Origin of the sequence: Oceanobacillus sp. FSL K6-2867 (genome assembly GCF_037963145.1) — a bacterium.
In the GTDB taxonomy this organism is placed as follows: Bacteria; Bacillota; Bacilli; order Bacillales; family Amphibacillaceae; genus Oceanobacillus.
The window spans coordinates 1,972,735-1,991,239 of record NZ_CP150144.1 but is presented as its reverse complement, the minus strand read 5'-3'; the positions used below and the strand labels follow the sequence as shown (position 1 = coordinate 1,991,239).

Annotated in this window: 11 protein-coding genes, 3 rRNA genes and 1 other annotated feature; all 14 genes read left to right on the top strand. The window is 42.1% G+C overall.

Going from position 1 to position 18,505, the window contains the following annotated elements; translation table 11 throughout:
* Positions 1–133 precede the first annotated feature (133 nt).
* The 14 genes from NSQ77_RS09900 to cysS all read left to right on the top strand — a co-directional run bounded on the left by NSQ77_RS09900 (position 134) and on the right by cysS (position 18,503).
* Positions 134–1,697: ribosomal RNA gene (locus tag NSQ77_RS09900) — 16S ribosomal RNA — on the top strand.
* A gap of 179 nt (positions 1,698–1,876) precedes the next feature.
* Positions 1,877–4,798 (top strand): 23S ribosomal RNA (locus NSQ77_RS09895).
* 118 nt (positions 4,799–4,916) lie between these two features.
* Positions 4,917–5,032 (top strand): 5S ribosomal RNA (rrf, locus tag NSQ77_RS09890).
* Together the 16S, 23S and 5S rRNA genes form the textbook arrangement of a ribosomal RNA operon.
* 213 nt (positions 5,033–5,245) lie before the next feature.
* Positions 5,246–5,503: a hypothetical protein gene (locus NSQ77_RS09885; RefSeq protein ID WP_339230694.1), complete on the top strand. Its 258-nt coding sequence runs from the start codon at positions 5,246–5,248 to the stop codon at positions 5,501–5,503.
* A gap of 363 nt (positions 5,504–5,866) precedes the next feature.
* Positions 5,867–6,523, top strand: a complete 657-nt coding sequence (locus NSQ77_RS09880; RefSeq protein ID WP_339230981.1) for an MgtC/SapB family protein — start codon at positions 5,867–5,869, stop codon at positions 6,521–6,523.
* A gap of 190 nt (positions 6,524–6,713) precedes the next feature.
* Positions 6,714–7,181: a CtsR family transcriptional regulator gene (locus tag NSQ77_RS09875; RefSeq protein WP_339230693.1), complete on the top strand. Its 468-nt coding sequence runs from the start codon at positions 6,714–6,716 to the stop codon at positions 7,179–7,181.
* A gap of 42 nt (positions 7,182–7,223) precedes the next feature.
* Entirely contained in the window at positions 7,224–7,772 is a 549-nt protein-coding gene (locus NSQ77_RS09870; RefSeq protein ID WP_339230691.1) for a UvrB/UvrC motif-containing protein, read from the top strand.
* Positions 7,769–8,833 carry a protein arginine kinase gene (locus NSQ77_RS09865; protein ID WP_339230689.1) on the top strand — a complete coding sequence of 355 codons (1,065 nt, stop codon included), beginning with the start codon at positions 7,769–7,771 and terminating at the stop codon, positions 8,831–8,833. Before NSQ77_RS09870 ends, NSQ77_RS09865 begins: the two co-directional genes overlap by 4 nt.
* A gap of 13 nt (positions 8,834–8,846) precedes the next feature.
* Positions 8,847–11,276 (top strand): ATP-dependent protease ATP-binding subunit ClpC, encoded by a 2,430-nt coding sequence (gene clpC / locus NSQ77_RS09860; RefSeq protein WP_339230688.1) that lies wholly within the window; start codon positions 8,847–8,849, stop codon positions 11,274–11,276.
* Between the two features lie 330 nt (positions 11,277–11,606).
* Entirely contained in the window at positions 11,607–12,974 is a 1,368-nt protein-coding gene (radA, locus tag NSQ77_RS09855; protein ID WP_339230686.1) for a DNA repair protein RadA, read from the top strand.
* Positions 12,975–13,102: 128 nt separating this feature from the next.
* Positions 13,103–14,194 (top strand): PIN/TRAM domain-containing protein, encoded by a 1,092-nt coding sequence (locus NSQ77_RS09850; RefSeq protein WP_339230684.1) that lies wholly within the window; start codon positions 13,103–13,105, stop codon positions 14,192–14,194.
* A gap of 121 nt (positions 14,195–14,315) precedes the next feature.
* Positions 14,316–15,785, top strand: a complete 1,470-nt coding sequence (gene gltX, locus NSQ77_RS09845; protein WP_339230682.1) for a glutamate--tRNA ligase — start codon at positions 14,316–14,318, stop codon at positions 15,783–15,785.
* Between the two features lie 267 nt (positions 15,786–16,052).
* Positions 16,053–16,285: a binding site (T-box leader), on the top strand.
* 162 nt (positions 16,286–16,447) lie between these two features.
* Positions 16,448–17,113, top strand: a complete 666-nt coding sequence (gene cysE / locus NSQ77_RS09840; RefSeq protein WP_339230681.1) for a serine O-acetyltransferase — start codon at positions 16,448–16,450, stop codon at positions 17,111–17,113.
* Positions 17,103–18,503 (top strand): cysteine--tRNA ligase, encoded by a 1,401-nt coding sequence (gene cysS / locus NSQ77_RS09835; protein WP_339230679.1) that lies wholly within the window; start codon positions 17,103–17,105, stop codon positions 18,501–18,503. Before cysE ends, cysS begins: the two co-directional genes overlap by 11 nt.
* Positions 18,504–18,505: the final 2 nt, after the last annotated feature.

The window sequence follows — 18,505 nt, the reverse complement described above, 5'->3', positions numbered from 1 at the left end:
CTAAACAACGCGACAAACAAATTTGCTCTTTGAAAACTGAACAAAACAACCAGTATGTCAAGAAAAAGGAAACTCGTTTTTCTTTTTAAAACAAGTAGAAGTCAGCTTCTACAACAGCTAAGTATTACAAACTTTTTTGGAGAGTTTGATCTTGGCTCAGGACGAACGCTGGCGGCGTGCCTAATACATGCAAGTCGAGCGCAGGAAGCAAACTGACCCTCATCTGAGGTGATGTTTGTGGAATGAGCGGCGGACGGGTGAGTAACACGTGGGCAACCTGCCTGTAAGATCGGGATAACTCGCGGAAACGTGAGCTAATACCGGATAATACTTTTCATCTCATGGTGAGAAGATAAAAGACGGTTTCGGCTGTCACTTACAGATGGGCCCGCGGCGCATTAGCTAGTTGGTGGGGTAACGGCTCACCAAGGCGACGATGCGTAGCCGACCTGAGAGGGTGATCGGCCACACTGGGACTGAGACACGGCCCAGACTCCTACGGGAGGCAGCAGTAGGGAATCTTCCGCAATGGACGAAAGTCTGACGGAGCAACGCCGCGTGAGTGATGAAGGTTTTCGGATCGTAAAACTCTGTTGTTAGGGAAGAACAAGTTGGGTAGTAACTGACCCAGCCTTGACGGTACCTAACCAGAAAGCCACGGCTAACTACGTGCCAGCAGCCGCGGTAATACGTAGGTGGCAAGCGTTGTCCGGAATTATTGGGCGTAAAGCGCTCGCAGGCGGTCTTTTAAGTCTGATGTGAAAGCCCACGGCTTAACCGTGGAGGGTCATTGGAAACTGGAGGACTTGAGTACAGAAGAGGAGAGTGGAATTCCACGTGTAGCGGTGAAATGCGTAGAGATGTGGAGGAACACCAGTGGCGAAGGCGACTCTCTGGTCTGTAACTGACGCTGAGGAGCGAAAGCGTGGGTAGCGAACAGGATTAGATACCCTGGTAGTCCACGCCGTAAACGATGAGTGCTAGGTGTTAGGGGGTTTCCGCCCCTTAGTGCTGAAGTTAACGCATTAAGCACTCCGCCTGGGGAGTACGGCCGCAAGGCTGAAACTCAAAAGAATTGACGGGGGCCCGCACAAGCGGTGGAGCATGTGGTTTAATTCGAAGCAACGCGAAGAACCTTACCAGGTCTTGACATCCTCTGACAACTCTAGAGATAGAGCTTTCCCTTCGGGGACAGAGTGACAGGTGGTGCATGGTTGTCGTCAGCTCGTGTCGTGAGATGTTGGGTTAAGTCCCGCAACGAGCGCAACCCTTGATCTTAGTTGCCAGCATTTAGTTGGGCACTCTAAGGTGACTGCCGGTGACAAACCGGAGGAAGGTGGGGATGACGTCAAATCATCATGCCCCTTATGACCTGGGCTACACACGTGCTACAATGGATGGAACAAAGGGAAGCGAACCCGCGAGGTCAAGCCAATCCCATAAAACCATTCTCAGTTCGGATTGTAGGCTGCAACTCGCCTACATGAAGCCGGAATCGCTAGTAATCGCGGATCAGCATGCCGCGGTGAATACGTTCCCGGGCCTTGTACACACCGCCCGTCACACCACGAGAGTTGGTAACACCCGAAGTCGGTGAGGTAACCTTTTGGAGCCAGCCGCCGAAGGTGGGACTAATGATTGGGGTGAAGTCGTAACAAGGTAGCCGTATCGGAAGGTGCGGCTGGATCACCTCCTTTCTAAGGATTATTACGGAACCCTACCTTCGGGTAGGAAGGACATACTGTGTTGTTTGGTTCAGTTTTGAGAGAGCAAATCTCTCTATTTGTACCTTGAAAACTAAATAAGAGTAACAACGACATCAATATTTTTAATATAAAGCAAGGCTAATAATTAGTACGCTTATTTACTGTAACTTAGTTAAGTGAATAAGGGCGCACGGTGGATGCCTTGGCACTAGGAGCCGATGAAGGACGGGACTAACACCGATATGCCTCGGGGAGTTGTAAGTAAACTTTGATCCGGGGATTTCCGAATGGGGGAACCCACTGTTCGTAATGGAACAGTACATGCATCTGAATACATAGGGTGCATGAGGTAGACCCGGGGAACTGAAACATCTCAGTACCCGGAGGAAGAGAAAGAAAAATCGATTTCCTGAGTAGCGGCGAGCGAAACGGAAAGAGCCCAAACCAGAAAGCTTGCTTTCTGGGGTTGTAGGACATTCCATTGGAGTTACCAAGGAATTCTTTAAACGAATCGACCTGGAACGGTCAGCCAAAGAAGGTAAGAGCCCTGTAATTGAAAAAGAATTCTCTCCGGAGTGTATCCTGAGTACGGCGGAACACGTGAAATTCCGTCGGAATCCGGGAGGACCATCTCCCAAGGCTAAATACTCCCTAGTGACCGATAGTGAACCAGTACCGTGAGGGAAAGGTGAAAAGCACCCCGGGAGGGGAGTGAAATAGAACCTGAAACCGTGTGCCTACAAGTAGTCGAAGCCCGTTAATGGGTAACGGCGTACCTTTTGTAGAATGGACCGGCGAGTTACGATCGTATGCAAGGTTAAGTGGAAGACACGGAGCCGCAGCGAAAGCGAGTCTGAATAGGGCGAATGAGTATGCGGTCGTAGACCCGAAACCGTGTGATCTACCCATGTCCAGGGTGAAGGTCAGGTAACACTGACTGGAGGCCCGAACCCACGTATGTTGAAAAATGCGGGGATGAGGTGTGGGTAGGGGTGAAATGCCAATCGAACACGGAGATAGCTGGTTCTCTCCGAAATAGCTTTAGGGCTAGCCTCAAGAAATAGAGTACTGGAGGTAGAGCACTGATTGGACTAGGGGCCCTCACCGGGTTACCGAATTCAGTCAAACTCCGAATGCCAGTTACTTTTACTTGGGAGTCAGACTATGGGTGATAAGGTTCATAGTCGAAAGGGAAACAGCCCAGACCGCCAGCTAAGGTCCCAAAGTATACGTTAAGTGGAAAAGGATGTGGAGTTGCCCAGACAACCAGGATGTTGGCTTAGAAGCAGCCATCATTTAAAGAGTGCGTAATAGCTCACTGGTCGAGTGACTCTGCGCCGAAAATGTACCGGGGCTAAACGTATCACCGAAGCTGCGGATTGTTCTTACGAACAATGGTAGGAGAGCGTTCTAAGTGCTGTGAAGTCAGACCGTGAGGACTGGTGGAGCGCTTAGAAGTGAGAATGCCGGTATGAGTAGCGAAAAAAGAGTGAGAATCTCTTTCACCGAATGCCTAAGGTTTCCTGAGGAAGGCTCGTCCTCTCAGGGTTAGTCGGGACCTAAGCCGAGGCCGAAAGGCGTAGGCGATGGACAACAGGTAGATATTCCTGTACCACCTCATGATTGTTTGAGCGATGGGGGGACGCAGAAGGATAAGGAATGCGCACTGATGGATAGGTGCGCCCAAGCAGTGAGAAAGTCAGATAGGCAAATCCGTCTGGCAATTTCAAGCTGTGATGGGGAGGGAAACTCTAGTACCGAAGTTCCTGATTTCACACTGCCAAGAAAAGCCTCTAGTTAGATCATAGGTGCCCGTACCGCAAACCGACACAGGTAGGCGAGGAGAGAATCCTAAGGTGAGCGGGAGAACTCTCGTTAAGGAACTCGGCAAAATGACCCCGTAACTTCGGGAGAAGGGGTGCTCCTTTATGGAGGAGCCGCAGTGAATAGGCCCAAGCGACTGTTTAGCAAAAACACAGGTCTCTGCGAAGCCGAAAGGCGAAGTATAGGGGCTGACACCTGCCCGGTGCTGGAAGGTTAAGGGGAAGGGTTAGGGCTTTTAGCCCGAAGCTTTGAACCGAAGCCCCAGTAAACGGCGGCCGTAACTATAACGGTCCTAAGGTAGCGAAATTCCTTGTCGGGTAAGTTCCGACCCGCACGAAAGGTGCAACGACTTGGGCACTGTCTCAACGAGAGACCCGGTGAAATTATACTATGCGTGAAGATGCGCATTACCCGCGACAGGACGGAAAGACCCCGTGGAGCTTTACTGTAGCCTGATATTGAATGTCTGTGCAGCTTGTACAGGATAGGTGGGAGCCTTGGACTCGTGAGCGCTAGCTTACGGTGAGGCATCCGTGGGATACCACCCTGGCTGTATGGACATTCTAACCCAGGACCGTGATCCGGTTCGGAGACAGTGTCAGGCGGGCAGTTTGACTGGGGCGGTCGCCTCCCAAAAGGTAACGGAGGCGCCCAAAGGTTCCCTCAGAATGGTTGGAAATCATTCGAAGAGTGTAAAGGCAGAAGGGAGCTTGACTGCGAGACCTACAAGTCGAGCAGGGACGAAAGTCGGGCTTAGTGATCCGGTGGTTCCGCATGGAAGGGCCATCGCTCAACGGATAAAAGCTACCCCGGGGATAACAGGCTTATCTCCCCCAAGAGTTCACATCGACGGGGAGGTTTGGCACCTCGATGTCGGCTCATCGCATCCTGGGGCTGTAGTCGGTCCCAAGGGTTGGGCTGTTCGCCCATTAAAGCGGTACGCGAGCTGGGTTCAGAACGTCGTGAGACAGTTCGGTCCCTATCCGTCGTGGGCGTTGGAAGTTTGAGAGGAGCTGTCCTTAGTACGAGAGGACCGGGATGGACACACCGCTGGTGTACCAGTTGTTCCGCCAGGAGCATTGCTGGGTAGCTACGTGTGGAAAGGATAAGTGCTGAAAGCATCTAAGCATGAAGCCCCCCTCAAGATGAGACTTCCCATCACTTCGAGTGAGTAAGATCCCTCAGAGACGATGAGGTTGATAGGTTCGGTGTGGAAGCGTGGCGACACGTGGAGCTTACGGATACTAATCGATCGAGGACTTAACTAACTTCTTTATTTGATGTCTGGTTTACTCTTATTTAGTTTTTAAGGTATAAATTAAAAAAGACCTTGCATTTCTATTTCGAAATGCATATAATAAAACTTGTCCTTATTTTTTAGGATTGTCTGGTAGCAATAGCGAGGAGGCCACACCTGTTCCCATACCGAACACAGAAGTTAAGCTCTTCAGCGCCGATGGTAGTTGGGACTTTGTCCCTGCAAGAGTAGGACGCCGCCAGGCAGATGAAAAAGAGTTAAAATACAAATATTGTATTTTAACTCTTTTTGTATATTATAACCTTGACTTGATTCCTTCCTATAAGAAAAAATAGATAATGGTGTTTAGAGCTAACGATGGTATTGAAATAGATAAATGCAATAGCATCGTTTTTTTGATCTTTCTACAGATACTTGAAAGACAATAAAAGCGGTTTATTTATAAAGAAGGGGTTTGATGGATATTATAAGGCAGTTTCTTGAATCAGAAATAATGGATTTAGAAATCTACAAAGTAATTCATGATTTTATTGCATTAGATAATTTCCGATATGGGGTATATGAGGGTAATCAATATATGATTAGGAAAGTAAATAATAATCATATTCAAATTGAGGATTATGTTGCCGTATGCAATACTGGTGTACCTCATGTAGAAATATATAACAGAGGCAAGCTCTTACATGTTTTAGAAATGTACAAAAATACCTTTTAAAATGCCTTATTTGACATAAGATTACTTAATTATTACTTAGTGAGATAAAGAGCCAAATGATTTGACATGTTTTATAAGTTAAATTGAATTTTCGACATTCAAGTAAAAAATTGCATTTTTTGCGGTAAGTAAACCAGTAAACTTTCTTTTATTTTCATCTCTCATATATACTTAGCAAAGTTTAAAAAGCATTGTAATAAGGAATGAGCCCAGAGTAAGGTATTTTATTGGATGGTTCTAACATATGCTAAAATGATTCATTTTTATATAGAAATAGAATAAAAATAGATAGTAACTCTTTAAAAGGGGGGATAATCATTGCAATCATGGACAGATCAACTATTAGGAGAAGACTTTTTATTAATGGTTACCAGGTTGCTTGTTGCACTTGTATTATCTGGTTTAATCGGTTTTGAACGGGAGATTAACAATCATTCCGCTGGGTTCCGCACGCATATTCTTGTTGGTGTGGGTGCTTGTTTAATGATGATATTATCCCTGTTTGGCTTTAGTGCATTTAATGAAGTAAATGATAATATACGTTTTGATCCTGCACGTATTCCTTCCTACGTTATTAGTGGGATTGGTTTTCTTGGAGCCGGGACGATTATTGTTTATGGTGGAACTGTCCGAGGCTTGACTACAGCAGCTTCTATCTGGACTGTGGCTGGAATTGGCCTTGTGGTAGGCGCAGGAATGTATAGTGTTGCTATTTTCACAACGCTAATTATATTAATCAGTCTGATTTTCCTAAATCATATTGAAAGAATATTTCCTAGATCAAGAACTACTATGTTTATCGAATTGGTGGTTGATGAAACGATTGAAATTAATAAGGTGCTGGAGATACTTGAAAAACACCACTTTTCCATTACAAATATTGAGATTATTAGACAAGAAAGCAGTTTAAGGAAATTTTATATAAAAATGAATCGGAAAGATAGGCAGCATCTTATTAAGATTTTTGAAGAGATTTCGCAGCTTCAGGGCATAAAGAGTATCTCTGAATTAAATAAATAATGAAATTCCAAAAAACCTTACATAGATAATTTGTGTAAGGTTTTTGGTTTCGTTTTTGTAAATTTTGTCTAAGATATATATAAGTAGTTTGCATCTCCTCCGTTTTGACGTATAATAAGATTATAGTCAAAGATAGTCAAAGTCAAAAGAATAACATGCTGGATAATTCATACAGAAAGGTGTAGGGCAGATGAGCAATATTTCGGATGTAATTGAACAGTATCTGAAAAAGGTTCTGCAGGCGAAGGGGCAGAATGCAATTGAGATTAAGCGAAGTGAAATTGCAGATCAGTTTCAGTGTGTTCCTTCTCAAATAAATTATGTCATTAATACGCGTTTTACTGTAGAAAAAGGGTATATAGTAGAGAGTAAGCGGGGCGGTGGTGGCTATATTCGTATCATGCGAATAAAGCATCAGGATAAGTCTGAACTTATTGATGAAATTATCCAGATGATTGATGGTTCTGTTTCTCAGCGATCGTCTATTGATGTTTTGGAACGTCTATTGGAGGAAGGTATTATCACAAAGCGTGAGGCAAAGATTATGCTTAGTGCAATTGATCGTACGACATTAGCTTTTCAACTTCCATTAAGAGATGAATTACGTGCTCGCATATTATCCAAAATGCTTTTAACGCTAAAATATGCAAATGAGTAAAGCAGTATTTTGCAAATAATTTTGGTGAAGGGGGAATAGATATTGGAATGCCAGGAATGTCATGAACGCCCAGCCACACTGCATGTAAAACAGGTAATTAATGGGCAAGAAACAAAGGTAAGTATGTGTGAGACATGTGCCAAGAAGAAGGGATATATCACATATCCGGAGGAAGGTTATTCGCTTCACGATTTACTAACAGGTTTATTTAATTTTGATAATTTTAATATGACCAACATGAGCGAAAATCAAATAAACCAAGTAAAAGAGCTGCAATGTTCGAATTGTGGAATGACGTTTGCAAAGTTTAAGCAAGTTGGTAAGTTTGGCTGTGCGCATTGCTATGAATCCTTCGCTTCCAAATTAGAGCCGATATTTCGCAGGGTTCACTCTGGCAATACGAAACATTTTGGAAAAATTCCAAAACGTGCTGGCAGTGGCTTACAATTAAAAAAACAGCTGAAAAACTATCGCGAAGAGTTGCAGCAGTTGATTGAGGCGGAAGCTTTTGAAGAGGCTGCAAATGTTCGTGATAAAATAAGGGCATTGGAAAAAGGGGATAAAGAGCCGGAAGCAGGTGATGAGTCTTGAGCTTAGAGCATTTTATCAAAGAAGCGCTTAGCCCTTGGATGTACCAGCAAGGGCCTGATAACGATATTGTGATGAGCAGCAGAATTCGTTTAGCACGGAACTTTGCCAATGCAACATACCCAATACTTGGCGAAAATGAAAAGTTGGATAAAATTCGTAGTTTTTTTAAGAAAGAATATGAACATCAAAACTTTCAAAGCTATGAAAATCTAGAATTTGTATCTATTAAAGACTTGTCGCCTGTAGAAAAGCGTGTACTGGTGGAAAAGCATTTAATTAGTCCTCATTTAGTGAAGCATGATGAGCATGCTGCTGTTATGATTTCGCAAAATGAGCAGGTTTCCGTCATGATAAATGAAGAGGACCATATTCGTATTCAGCTTTATTTTCCAGGGTTACAATTAAAAAAGGCACTGGAAGAGGCATTCCAATTTGATGATTGGATTGAAGAGAAGGTAAATTATGCATACGATGAAACGAAAGGTTATTTAACAAGTTGTCCAACAAATGTAGGAACAGGGATGCGGGCGTCTGTTATGATGCATCTTCCTGCCTTATCGATGACAAAGCAAATTAACCGGATGATTCCTGCAATCAGTCAGCTGGGCCTTGTTGTCCGAGGGATCTATGGAGAAGGCAGTGAGGCGCTCGGTAACATTTTTCAAATTTCCAACCAAATTACGCTTGGAAAGTCCGAGAAAGATATTGTAGAGGACTTAGAGAGTGTTGTGAACCAGCTAATCGATCATGAACGCACCGCAAGAAATTATATCATGAAACGATCTGGTGTAAACCTTGAGGATCGTATCTTTCGGTCCTATGGTGTTCTGCAGTATAGTCGAATTATTGAATCAAAAGAAGCAGCAAAATGTATTTCTGACGTGCGATTAGGCATAGACTTAGGTATTATAGAAAATACATCAGGAAATATCTTAAATGAATTAATGGTTCTTACACAACCGGGTTTTCTTCAACAATATGCGAATAGAACTTTAAATGCAGGTGAACGAGATGTATTGCGTGCATCGCTTATACGCGAACGATTAAAATTGGAAAACTAGGAGGGAAATCCAGATGATGTTTGGACGATTTACAGAAAGAGCACAAAAAGTATTAGCATTATCACAAGAAGAAGCGGTAAGACTTGGCCATAAAAATATTGGCACAGAACATATTTTACTAGGCCTAGTGCGTGAAGGCGAAGGGATTGCGGCAAAAGCATTGCAATCTTTAGGCTTAGAAGTGTCAAAAATACAAGAAGAAGTAGAAAAGTTAATTGGTGTCGATAAGCAGCCAATGCAATCAATTCACTACACGCCGCGAGCAAAGAAGGTCGTTGAGTTATCGCAGGATGAAGCGAGAAAGCTTGGGCATTCTTATGTGGGTACAGAGCATATTTTACTTGGTCTTATTCGAGAAGGTGAAGGTGTTGCTGCCCGGGTATTGAATAATCTTGGTGTAAGCCTAAATAAGGCAAGACAGCAGGTGCTGCAGCTACTGGGAAGCAATGAATCACAAGCTGGCAGACAAGGACGTTCTGGACAGCAATCAAATGCAAGTACACCGACATTGGATTCTTTGGCACGAGACTTAACAGTTAGCGCAAAAGAAGGCAAAATTGACCCCGTAATCGGTCGTACAAAGGAAATCGAGCGGGTTATTCAAGTACTGAGCCGCCGTACGAAAAACAATCCTGTTTTAATCGGTGAGCCGGGTGTCGGTAAAACAGCTGTAGCAGAAGGTTTAGCGCAGCAAATTATTGATAATGAAGTTCCTGAAACGCTTCGTGATAAGCGGGTAATGACATTAGATATGGGGACAGTTGTTGCAGGTACGAAATACCGCGGTGAATTTGAAGATCGCTTAAAAAAGGTAATGGAGGAAATCCGCCAAGCTGGAAATATCATTTTATTTATTGATGAACTTCATACATTAATTGGAGCTGGTGGAGCAGAGGGTGCAATTGATGCATCAAACATTTTAAAACCATCCCTTGCGCGTGGTGAATTACAATGTATTGGTGCAACAACACTTGATGAATATCGTAAATATATTGAAAAAGATGCCGCGTTGGAGCGTAGATTCCAGCCAATACAGGTGGATGAACCTACATTGGAAGAAACGATTCAGATTTTACATGGACTACGCGATCGTTATGAAGCGCACCATCGTGTAACGATCACAGATGAAGCAATTGAAGCAGCTGCAACACTTTCTGACCGTTATATTACTGACCGTTTCCTTCCAGATAAGGCGATTGATTTAATTGACGAGGCGGGTTCTAAAGTACGTCTAAGCTCTTATACGGTTCCACCAAATCTAAAAGAACTTGAGCAGAAGCTTGAAGAGGTAAGAAAAGAAAAAGACGCTGCAGTACAAAGTCAAGAATTTGAAAAGGCTGCATCTCTGCGTGACTCTGAACAACGTTATCGTGAAGAGCTGGAAAAAACGAAAAATGAATGGAAAGAAAAGCAAGGCCAAACCGATTCCGAGGTTACGGTTGAAGATATTGCAAGTGTCGTATCCATCTGGACGGGAGTGCCTGTATCGAAATTAACAAAAGATGAAAGTGAGCGCCTGTTAAACATGGAGGAGATCTTGCATAACCGTGTAATTGGTCAAGGCGAGGCAGTAAATGCGATTTCGAAGGCAATTCGAAGAGCACGTGCTGGTTTAAAAGATCCGAAACGACCAATTGGCTCTTTTATTTTCCTTGGACCAACAGGGGTTGGTAAAACAGAGCTTGCTCGTGCTTTAGCAGAAGTAATGTTCGCTGACGAAGATGCGATGATTCGTATTGACATGTCCGAATATATGGAAAGACATGCAACATCCCGTCTAGTTGGTTCACCTCCAGGGTATGTTGGCTATGAAGAAGGCGGTCAGCTGACAGAGAAGGTTCGTCGTAAACCATATTCTGTCGTTCTATTAGATGAGGTTGAAAAAGCACATCCAGAGGTATTTAATATTTTATTACAAGTGCTTGAAGATGGGCGTCTAACTGATTCTAAAGGTAGACTTGTTGACTTCCGCAATACAGTAATTATTATGACATCCAATGTTGGAGCGAGTGAGCTGAAACGGAATAAATATGTAGGCTTTAATATTGCTGATGAAAGCAAACAATATAGCGATATGAAGTCAAAAGTAATGGATGAATTAAAGAAAGCATTTCGTCCTGAGTTTTTAAACCGAATTGATGAGACGATTGTATTCCATTCATTAGAGAAAAAGCACATGAAAGATATTGTGACACTTATGCTTGACCAATTGCAGCGTCGTTTGAAGGATCAAGACATTCATTTGTCCTTGACTGATAAAGCGATTGAAAAGATAGCCAATGAAGGGTTCGATCCGGAATATGGTGCACGTCCATTGCGCAGATCTATTCAGAAGAATATCGAAGACCTTCTTTCCGAAGAGTTGCTGAAAGAAACAATTGCTGCAGGGGAACAAGTTAAAATTGGTTTGAATAATAAAGGAGACTTCATCGTCCTCTCGTAAATAAAGAAAATAAAACCCGGTTAAGCGATGAATGAATTGCACATCCGTAGTATGGGGCAAGGAGTCATCGCTTTATGGGGCAGGATATTCAATTTTAATTCCAAAAGAATGCAAAAAAGCTAGAAGAACAGTATCTTCTAGCTTTTCCTTCCATATAAAGAGGTGTTCAAAAGCCTTTTTATCCTACTTTAAACACCCAATTCAAATGAGAAAAGTACTAAACGACCCAGTTGTGGCATAAATAAGGAAATATGTTTCATAAATTGATAGGAAGCTGTAACCTATTTGTTCCAAAAATGTTTTACAATAGTAAGAGAAGGGGATAGTGATTTGGCTAAGCGAAAAACAAAGTATGTTTGTCAGGATTGCGGATATGAATCTGCTAAATGGATGGGCAAATGCCCAGGCTGTAATAATTGGAATACGATGGTGGAGGAAGTTGAAGCGAAAACAGTCAGAGGAAGACAAGTAAGTGGAACACAAGTCGTCAGTAAGCCAGAGAGGATTACTTCGATTGAATCGCAGAAAGAACCGCGTATTACCACGAAGATGAAGGAATTCAATCGTGTGCTCGGTGGAGGTATTGTTCTCGGATCACTTGTCTTAATCGGTGGTGACCCAGGGATTGGTAAATCTACCCTGTTATTACAAATCTCCTCCCAGCTTGCAGGAAAGCAATTGCCGGTCCTCTATGTTTCTGGTGAGGAATCGATTCGCCAAACAAAGCTGCGTGCTGATCGATTAGGAGTAAAGGAAGATTTGCTCTACGTTCTATCTGAAACGAATTTGTTTGATATCCAAAAACAAATTGAGGAGATTCGTCCTTCATTTGTCGTCATCGACTCCATTCAGACAATTTTCAAAGAAGACGTAACCAGCGCTCCTGGCAGTGTTTCGCAAGTACGAGAATGTACCGTTGATTTAATGAAGGTTGCAAAATCAAACGGCATTCCGATATTTATAGTTGGTCACGTGACGAAAGAAGGAGCGATAGCTGGTCCAAGGCTGCTTGAGCATATGGTTGATGCTGTCTTGTATTTTGAAGGGGAAAGGCATCATACGTATCGAATTTTACGAGGTGTGAAGAATCGTTTTGGAAGTACGAATGAAATGGGTATTTTTGAAATGAAAGAAGAAGGCCTTCGGGAAGTGATGAACCCTTCGGAAATTTTCCTGGAAGAGCGTTCAGAAGGTTCAGCAGGCTCTACTGTCGTTGCATCAATGGAAGGGACAAGACCCGTACTCGTTGAAATTCAAGCATTGATTTCTCCAACTAGCTTCGGTAATCCACGCCGTATGGCCACAGGAATAGATCATAACCGTGTTCCCTTATTAATGGCAGTTCTCGAAAAGCGTGTCGGCCTTATGCTGCAAAACCAGGATGCCTACATTAAGGTAGCCGGTGGTGTGAAGCTTGATGAACCTGCAATTGACCTGGCACTTGCTGTAAGCATTGCTTCAAGCTTTCGCGATAAACCAACGAATCCAGATGATATATTTATTGGAGAAGTTGGCCTTACTGGTGAGATCAGACGTGTTTCCCGTATCGAACAGCGTGTTCAAGAAGCGGCTAAGCTTGGCTTTAAACGTGTGATTTGTCCGGAAAACAATTTAGACGGCTGGACATACCCGAAAGGAATTCAAGTTCATGGCGTGCGTACAGTACAACAAGCATTAGATATAGCGATGGCTCAGTAATTTTTAAGTTTTTTCAATGAAATGACCCACTTATTCTGTGATTTGTGAAATACAATGCTTTTTTCGCCCTATTATAAGGGTTAAATTATAAATTTCTAGGTAATACTAAACATTAGGAGGTGACGATGTTGCTCAAAAAAATAGTGCATTTATTCTTTATTGTTCTAGGCGGTACTACTGGATATCTATATGTTCCAGAAATAATTCGGTTATTGAACATTACAAATTTGGATTGGGCAAGATCCCCATATTTAGGCATGATCATCGGTGCAATTATATTCTTTATTCTTTCTTATTGGCTGGCAGATTATATTGTTGACTTCTTAAGGTGGGTAGAAGACGCACTTATTAAGCTCCCAGCAGTTGATTTATTTTTTGGTAGTATTGGTTTAATTGTCGGATTGGTTATTGCTTATTTTGTTAACATGCCCTTGCAAGATATTAATATTGAGGTTGTATCACAGGTGCTGCCGCTCTTTATTATGATTGTACTTGGTTACCTCGGTTTCCAAGTAGGATTCAGGCGCAGGGATGAATTTGTTAATCTGATGAAAACAAATAAAAAAGACAAACGCCGGCCTGTAGAAGGTGACGATGCAGATGGTATCCTGCCAAAGGCAAAAATACTGGATACGAGTGTTATAATCGATGGTAGAATTGCAGATATTTGTCAAACGAACTTTTTAGAAGGAACAGTTGTAATACCGCAATTCGTTCTTGGGGAGCTGCAACATATTGCTGATTCCTCTGACACGCTTAAACGAAATAGAGGACGACGTGGTCTTGATGTGCTGAATCGCATTCAAAAGGAATTGCCAGTAAAAGTCGAGATTTATGAAGGAGACTTTGAGGATATTCCAGAAGTTGATAGTAAGCTAATTAAGCTTGCGAAGGTAATTGATGGTATTGTAGTAACAAATGATTTCAATCTAAATAAAGTTTGTGATTTACAAGGTGTTAACGTGCTGAATATTAATGATCTTGCCAATGCGGTGAAGCCGGTTGTACTTCCGGGTGAAGAACTGATTGTACAAGTAATTAAAGATGGGAAAGAGCATAATCAAGGAGTTGCCTATCTTGATGATGGTACAATGATAGTTGTAGAAGAAGGCCGGGATTATATCGGGAAAACAATTGAAGTAATCATTACAAGTGTGCTGCAAACATCAGCTGGTCGGATGATCTTTGCAAAACCAAAATTACTTGAAAAAGCACTGTAAAAGAGGTATAACTGATTAAGGTGAAGTAAAGTGATAACATGAATGATATGTTATCACTTTTTCATATAGAGGTAAATCCATACTTATATCGGAAGTCAATAAATAAGAGAGGGGCAACACCATGAGTAAGGAAGTTCGTGTGCGTTATGCGCCAAGTCCGACAGGCCATCTGCATATTGGAAATGCACGTACAGCTTTATTTAACTATTTATATGCAAAACATTTTGACGGAAAGTTTATTATTCGTACAGAGGATACGGATGAAAAACGAAATGTAGCGGGCGGAGAAGAGAGCCAGCTGAAGTTTTTAAAATGGCTCGGATTAGAATGGGATGAAGGTGCTGATAATGGCGGTGACTATGGTCCGTATCGTCAAACAGAGCGCTTAGAATTATATAATAAATATATTAATGAATTATTGGAAAGAAACCTTGCCTATAAATGTTATATGTCAGAGGAAGAACTTGAGGCTGAGCGGGAAGAGCAACGTGCAAAAGGACAAGTTCCTAAATATTCAGGTGCCCATCGTGATTTAACAGAGGAACAAATTGCAGCTTTTGAGGCAGAAGGTCGTAAACCAAGTATCCGTCTTCGTGTGCCGGAGAATAAGACTTATACATTTAACGATATTGTTCGCGGTGAAATTACGTTTGAATCGAGTGATTTTGGCGACTGGGTTATTGTGAAGAAAAATGGTATCCCGACTTATAACTTTGCCGTAGCAATTGACGACCATCTGATGGAAATTACACATGTATTACGTGGTGAGGAGCATATTTCCAACACACCGAAGCAAATGATGGTCTATGAGGCATTTGGCTGGGAAGCGCCAAAATATGGCCATATGACCCTTATTTTGAACGAGGAGCGTAAAAAGCTAAGCAAGCGTGATGAGCATATCCTTCAGTTTATTGAGCAATATCGCAATTTAGGATATTTACCTGAAGCAATGTTTAATTTTATCAGCTTATTAGGCTGGTCTCCAGTTGGGGAGGAAGAGATCTTTTCTCAAGAAAAGCTAATTGAAATTTTTGATCCAGAACGACTATCTACATCTGCGGCGATTTTTGATCAACAAAAATTAAAATGGATGAACAATGAATATATAAAAGCAGCTGAATTAGACACAGTAATTGACCTAGCTATGCTACATTTAATTGATGCTGGAAAATTGCCAGAGGATATGGATACAGATAAAAGAGCTTGGGCAGAAAACGTAATCAGCCTGTATCGTGATCAATTACGTTATGGTGCTGAGATTGTTGAACTGACAGAGCTATTCTTTAATGATGATATCTCTATTGATGAGGAAGCAATGGAAGTATTGCAAGGTGAACAAGTACCAGAAGTTCTCCAGGTTTTCACAGATAAGCTGATTCATTTGGATGAGTTTACAAAGGACACGGTAAAAGCACAGTTTAAAGCAACACAAAAGGAAACGGGCCACCGTGGCAAGAAGTTATTTATGCCAATTCGGATTGCGACGACTGGCCAAATGCATGGTCCAGAGCTGCCGTTTGCAATTGAGCTTTTAGGAAAATCTGTTGTCATAGCAAGGCTTGATAAAGTACTAAGGCAATTAGGAGCTTAATGGTTCACATTTTGCTGATTGTATAATATAGTATTACTAAATAATTTGTGTTCAAAAGGAGGATGAAAAGGACCGAGAAGTTCGAGGCGGCAGAGCTTTGAGTACCAGAACGTATGCAATTAATACGTGAGGAGCGGAAAAGCAAGCCAACGAGCTTCCACAGGATGTGGTGACTTCGACGTTCGACACAGGACGTGTCGGAAGTTAGTCGAAGGTCATCTGTTCTCGATGTGTCATTTTCACCGGACTTTTTGAACATCCTTTAATAAATGAACGTTGAAAAGGGAAAGTAAGAATTGAGCTGCTTATTCAGAGAGAATCACCTTAGGCTGTGAGTGATTTTGAGCATCGTTTCTGAAGTGCCCCTTGGAGTCTGTTATGGAAAACGAGTAATATCACCTCTAGTACATGACAGCGGTTCTCTCCCGTTACGAGAGCACAAGTTGGAAGGGGATGTCCCTTCAAACAGAGTGGAACCGCGCTAATCCAGCGTCTCTGTGTATGAATTACACAGGGACGCTTTTATTTTGGCAAAAAAGGGAGGCTAAGGCATCGTTCAGGAGCTGTGTTCCAAAGTAAAAAGGATTCTATTAAAGCAAAGAGCTCCGTTTAAGAATCACTTTTATGGATGCCAAATTTAGAACTATAAAGGAGGAAGGCACATGAGGGTTTTCAAAACAATGAAGGAAGATATGGATGTTGTGTTTGAACAGGATCCTGCTGCACGTACGTATATTGAAGTGATGCTAACGTATTCTGGTCTTCATGCAGTATGGGCACATCGGATTGCACATCGTTTTTTCAAAAGAAGATTTTTCTTTATTGCACGTGTCATTTCTCAAATTAGCCGCTTCTTTACTGGCATTGAGATTCACCCGGGGGCAAAGATCGGGCGGCGTCTTTTTATCGACCATGGTATGGGGGTAGTAATTGGGGAAACATGTGAAATAGGAGATAATGTTACTATATTTCAAGGAGTAACACTAGGCGGTACAGGTAAAGAGAGAGGAAAACGCCATCCAACAGTCAAAGACAATGCGCTCATTTCAACAGGAGCAAAGGTGCTAGGAGCTATAACAATCGGTGAAAACTCGAAGGTTGGAGGCGGATCTGTTGTATTAAAGGATGTGCCAGACCATTCTACGGTAGTTGGAGTTCCTGGGAAAGTTGTTATACAGAATGGAAAAAGAGTAAGAAGGGATCTGGACCATCATAAAATTCCTGACCCTGTAGATGATCGTTGTGAACAAATGCAGGTCCAGATTGATGAACTGAAGGCTGAAATTGCTAAATTGAAACAAGGGAGTGTAAAGCAGTATGTCGATTAAGTTATATAATACATTAACGCGCAAGAAGGAAGAATTCACGCCAATAGAAGAAGGAAAAGTTCGTATGTATGTGTGCGGACCGACTGTATATAACTATATTCATATCGGTAATGCACGTCCGGCTATTGTTTTTGATACGGTACGAAGGTACTTTGAACACAAAGGATATCAAGTGAATTATGTATTAAATTTCACCGATGTTGATGATAAAATAATCAAAACAGCAAATGAATTAGGAGAGGAAGTTCCTCAGATTGCAAATAAATTTATTCAGGCCTATTTAGAGGATGTTGGAGCATTAGGTGTGAAAGAAGCAACACATAATCCACGTGTTATGGAAACGATGGAGGATATTATTAATTTTATCGATGTACTTGTTCAAAAGGGATATGCCTATGAAGCTGGTGGAGATGTCTATTTTAAACCAAGAGCGTTTGATGGATATGGCAAACTATCCCACCAATCAATTGATGAGCTTCGTTCAGGGGCGCGGATTCAAGTTGGTGAGAAAAAGGGTGACCCACTTGATTTTGCATTATGGAAAAAGGCAAAGGCTGAAGAAATTGCTTGGGATTCTCCATGGGGGAAAGGTCGACCGGGCTGGCATATTGAGTGCTCGGCAATGGCTAAAAAATATCTTGGGGACACAATTGATATTCATGCCGGGGGACAAGATTTAACTTTCCCGCATCATGAAAATGAAATTGCTCAGTCTGAAGCAATGACAGGTCATACATTCGCGAATTATTGGATGCATAATGGGTATATAAATATTAATAATGAAAAAATGTCGAAATCACTCGGGAATTTTGTTTTGACCAGAGATTTAATTGCAAAGCATGACCCTGAGGTGCTGCGTTTCTTTATGCTGAGTGTGCATTATCGTAACCCAATTAATTTCACCGAGGAACTTTTGGAAAGTGCGAAAAACAGCTATGAGCGAATTAAAACGGCATATGAAAACCTGGAGCACCGCAAGCAGATGAGTATGAATCTAGTAGATGATACTGAGGAATGGTTAGCAAAAATAGCGGAAATGAAGCATCGTTTTGAAGTAGAAATGGATGATGATTTCAATACAGCGAATGCGATTTCTGTTCTGTTTGATTTAGCCAAAGAAGCAAATGTTTATTTACAATCCAACCAAACATCTAATAAGGTAATTGAAGCCTTTCAAGAAGTTCTTATGAAGTTGCTGAATGTACTCGGGATTAGTCTTGATACAGCAGATGAACTGTTAGATGAAGCGATTGAAGCGTTGATTGAGGAGCGGAATGAAGCAAGGAAAAACCGCGATTTTGCTCGAGCAGATGAAATAAGAGATTTATTAAAAGATAAAAATATCATACTGGAAGACACACCTCAAGGGGTTCGCTGGAAAAGAGGCTAATC

Excerpts from the sequence above, each read along its gene's own strand:
- NSQ77_RS09885 (WP_339230694.1), top strand. The coding sequence starts at position 5,246 with ATGGATATTATAAGGCAGTTTCTTGAATCAGAAATAATGGATTTAGAA.
- NSQ77_RS09880 (WP_339230981.1), top strand. The coding sequence starts at position 5,867 with ATGGTTACCAGGTTGCTTGTTGCACTTGTATTATCTGGTTTAATCGGT.
- NSQ77_RS09875 (WP_339230693.1), top strand. The coding sequence starts at position 6,714 with ATGAGCAATATTTCGGATGTAATTGAACAGTATCTGAAAAAGGTTCTG.
- clpC (WP_339230688.1), top strand. The coding sequence starts at position 8,847 with ATGATGTTTGGACGATTTACAGAAAGAGCACAAAAAGTATTAGCATTA.
- gltX (WP_339230682.1), top strand. The coding sequence starts at position 14,316 with ATGAGTAAGGAAGTTCGTGTGCGTTATGCGCCAAGTCCGACAGGCCAT.
- cysE (WP_339230681.1), top strand. The coding sequence starts at position 16,448 with ATGAGGGTTTTCAAAACAATGAAGGAAGATATGGATGTTGTGTTTGAA.
- cysS (WP_339230679.1), top strand. The coding sequence starts at position 17,103 with ATGTCGATTAAGTTATATAATACATTAACGCGCAAGAAGGAAGAATTC.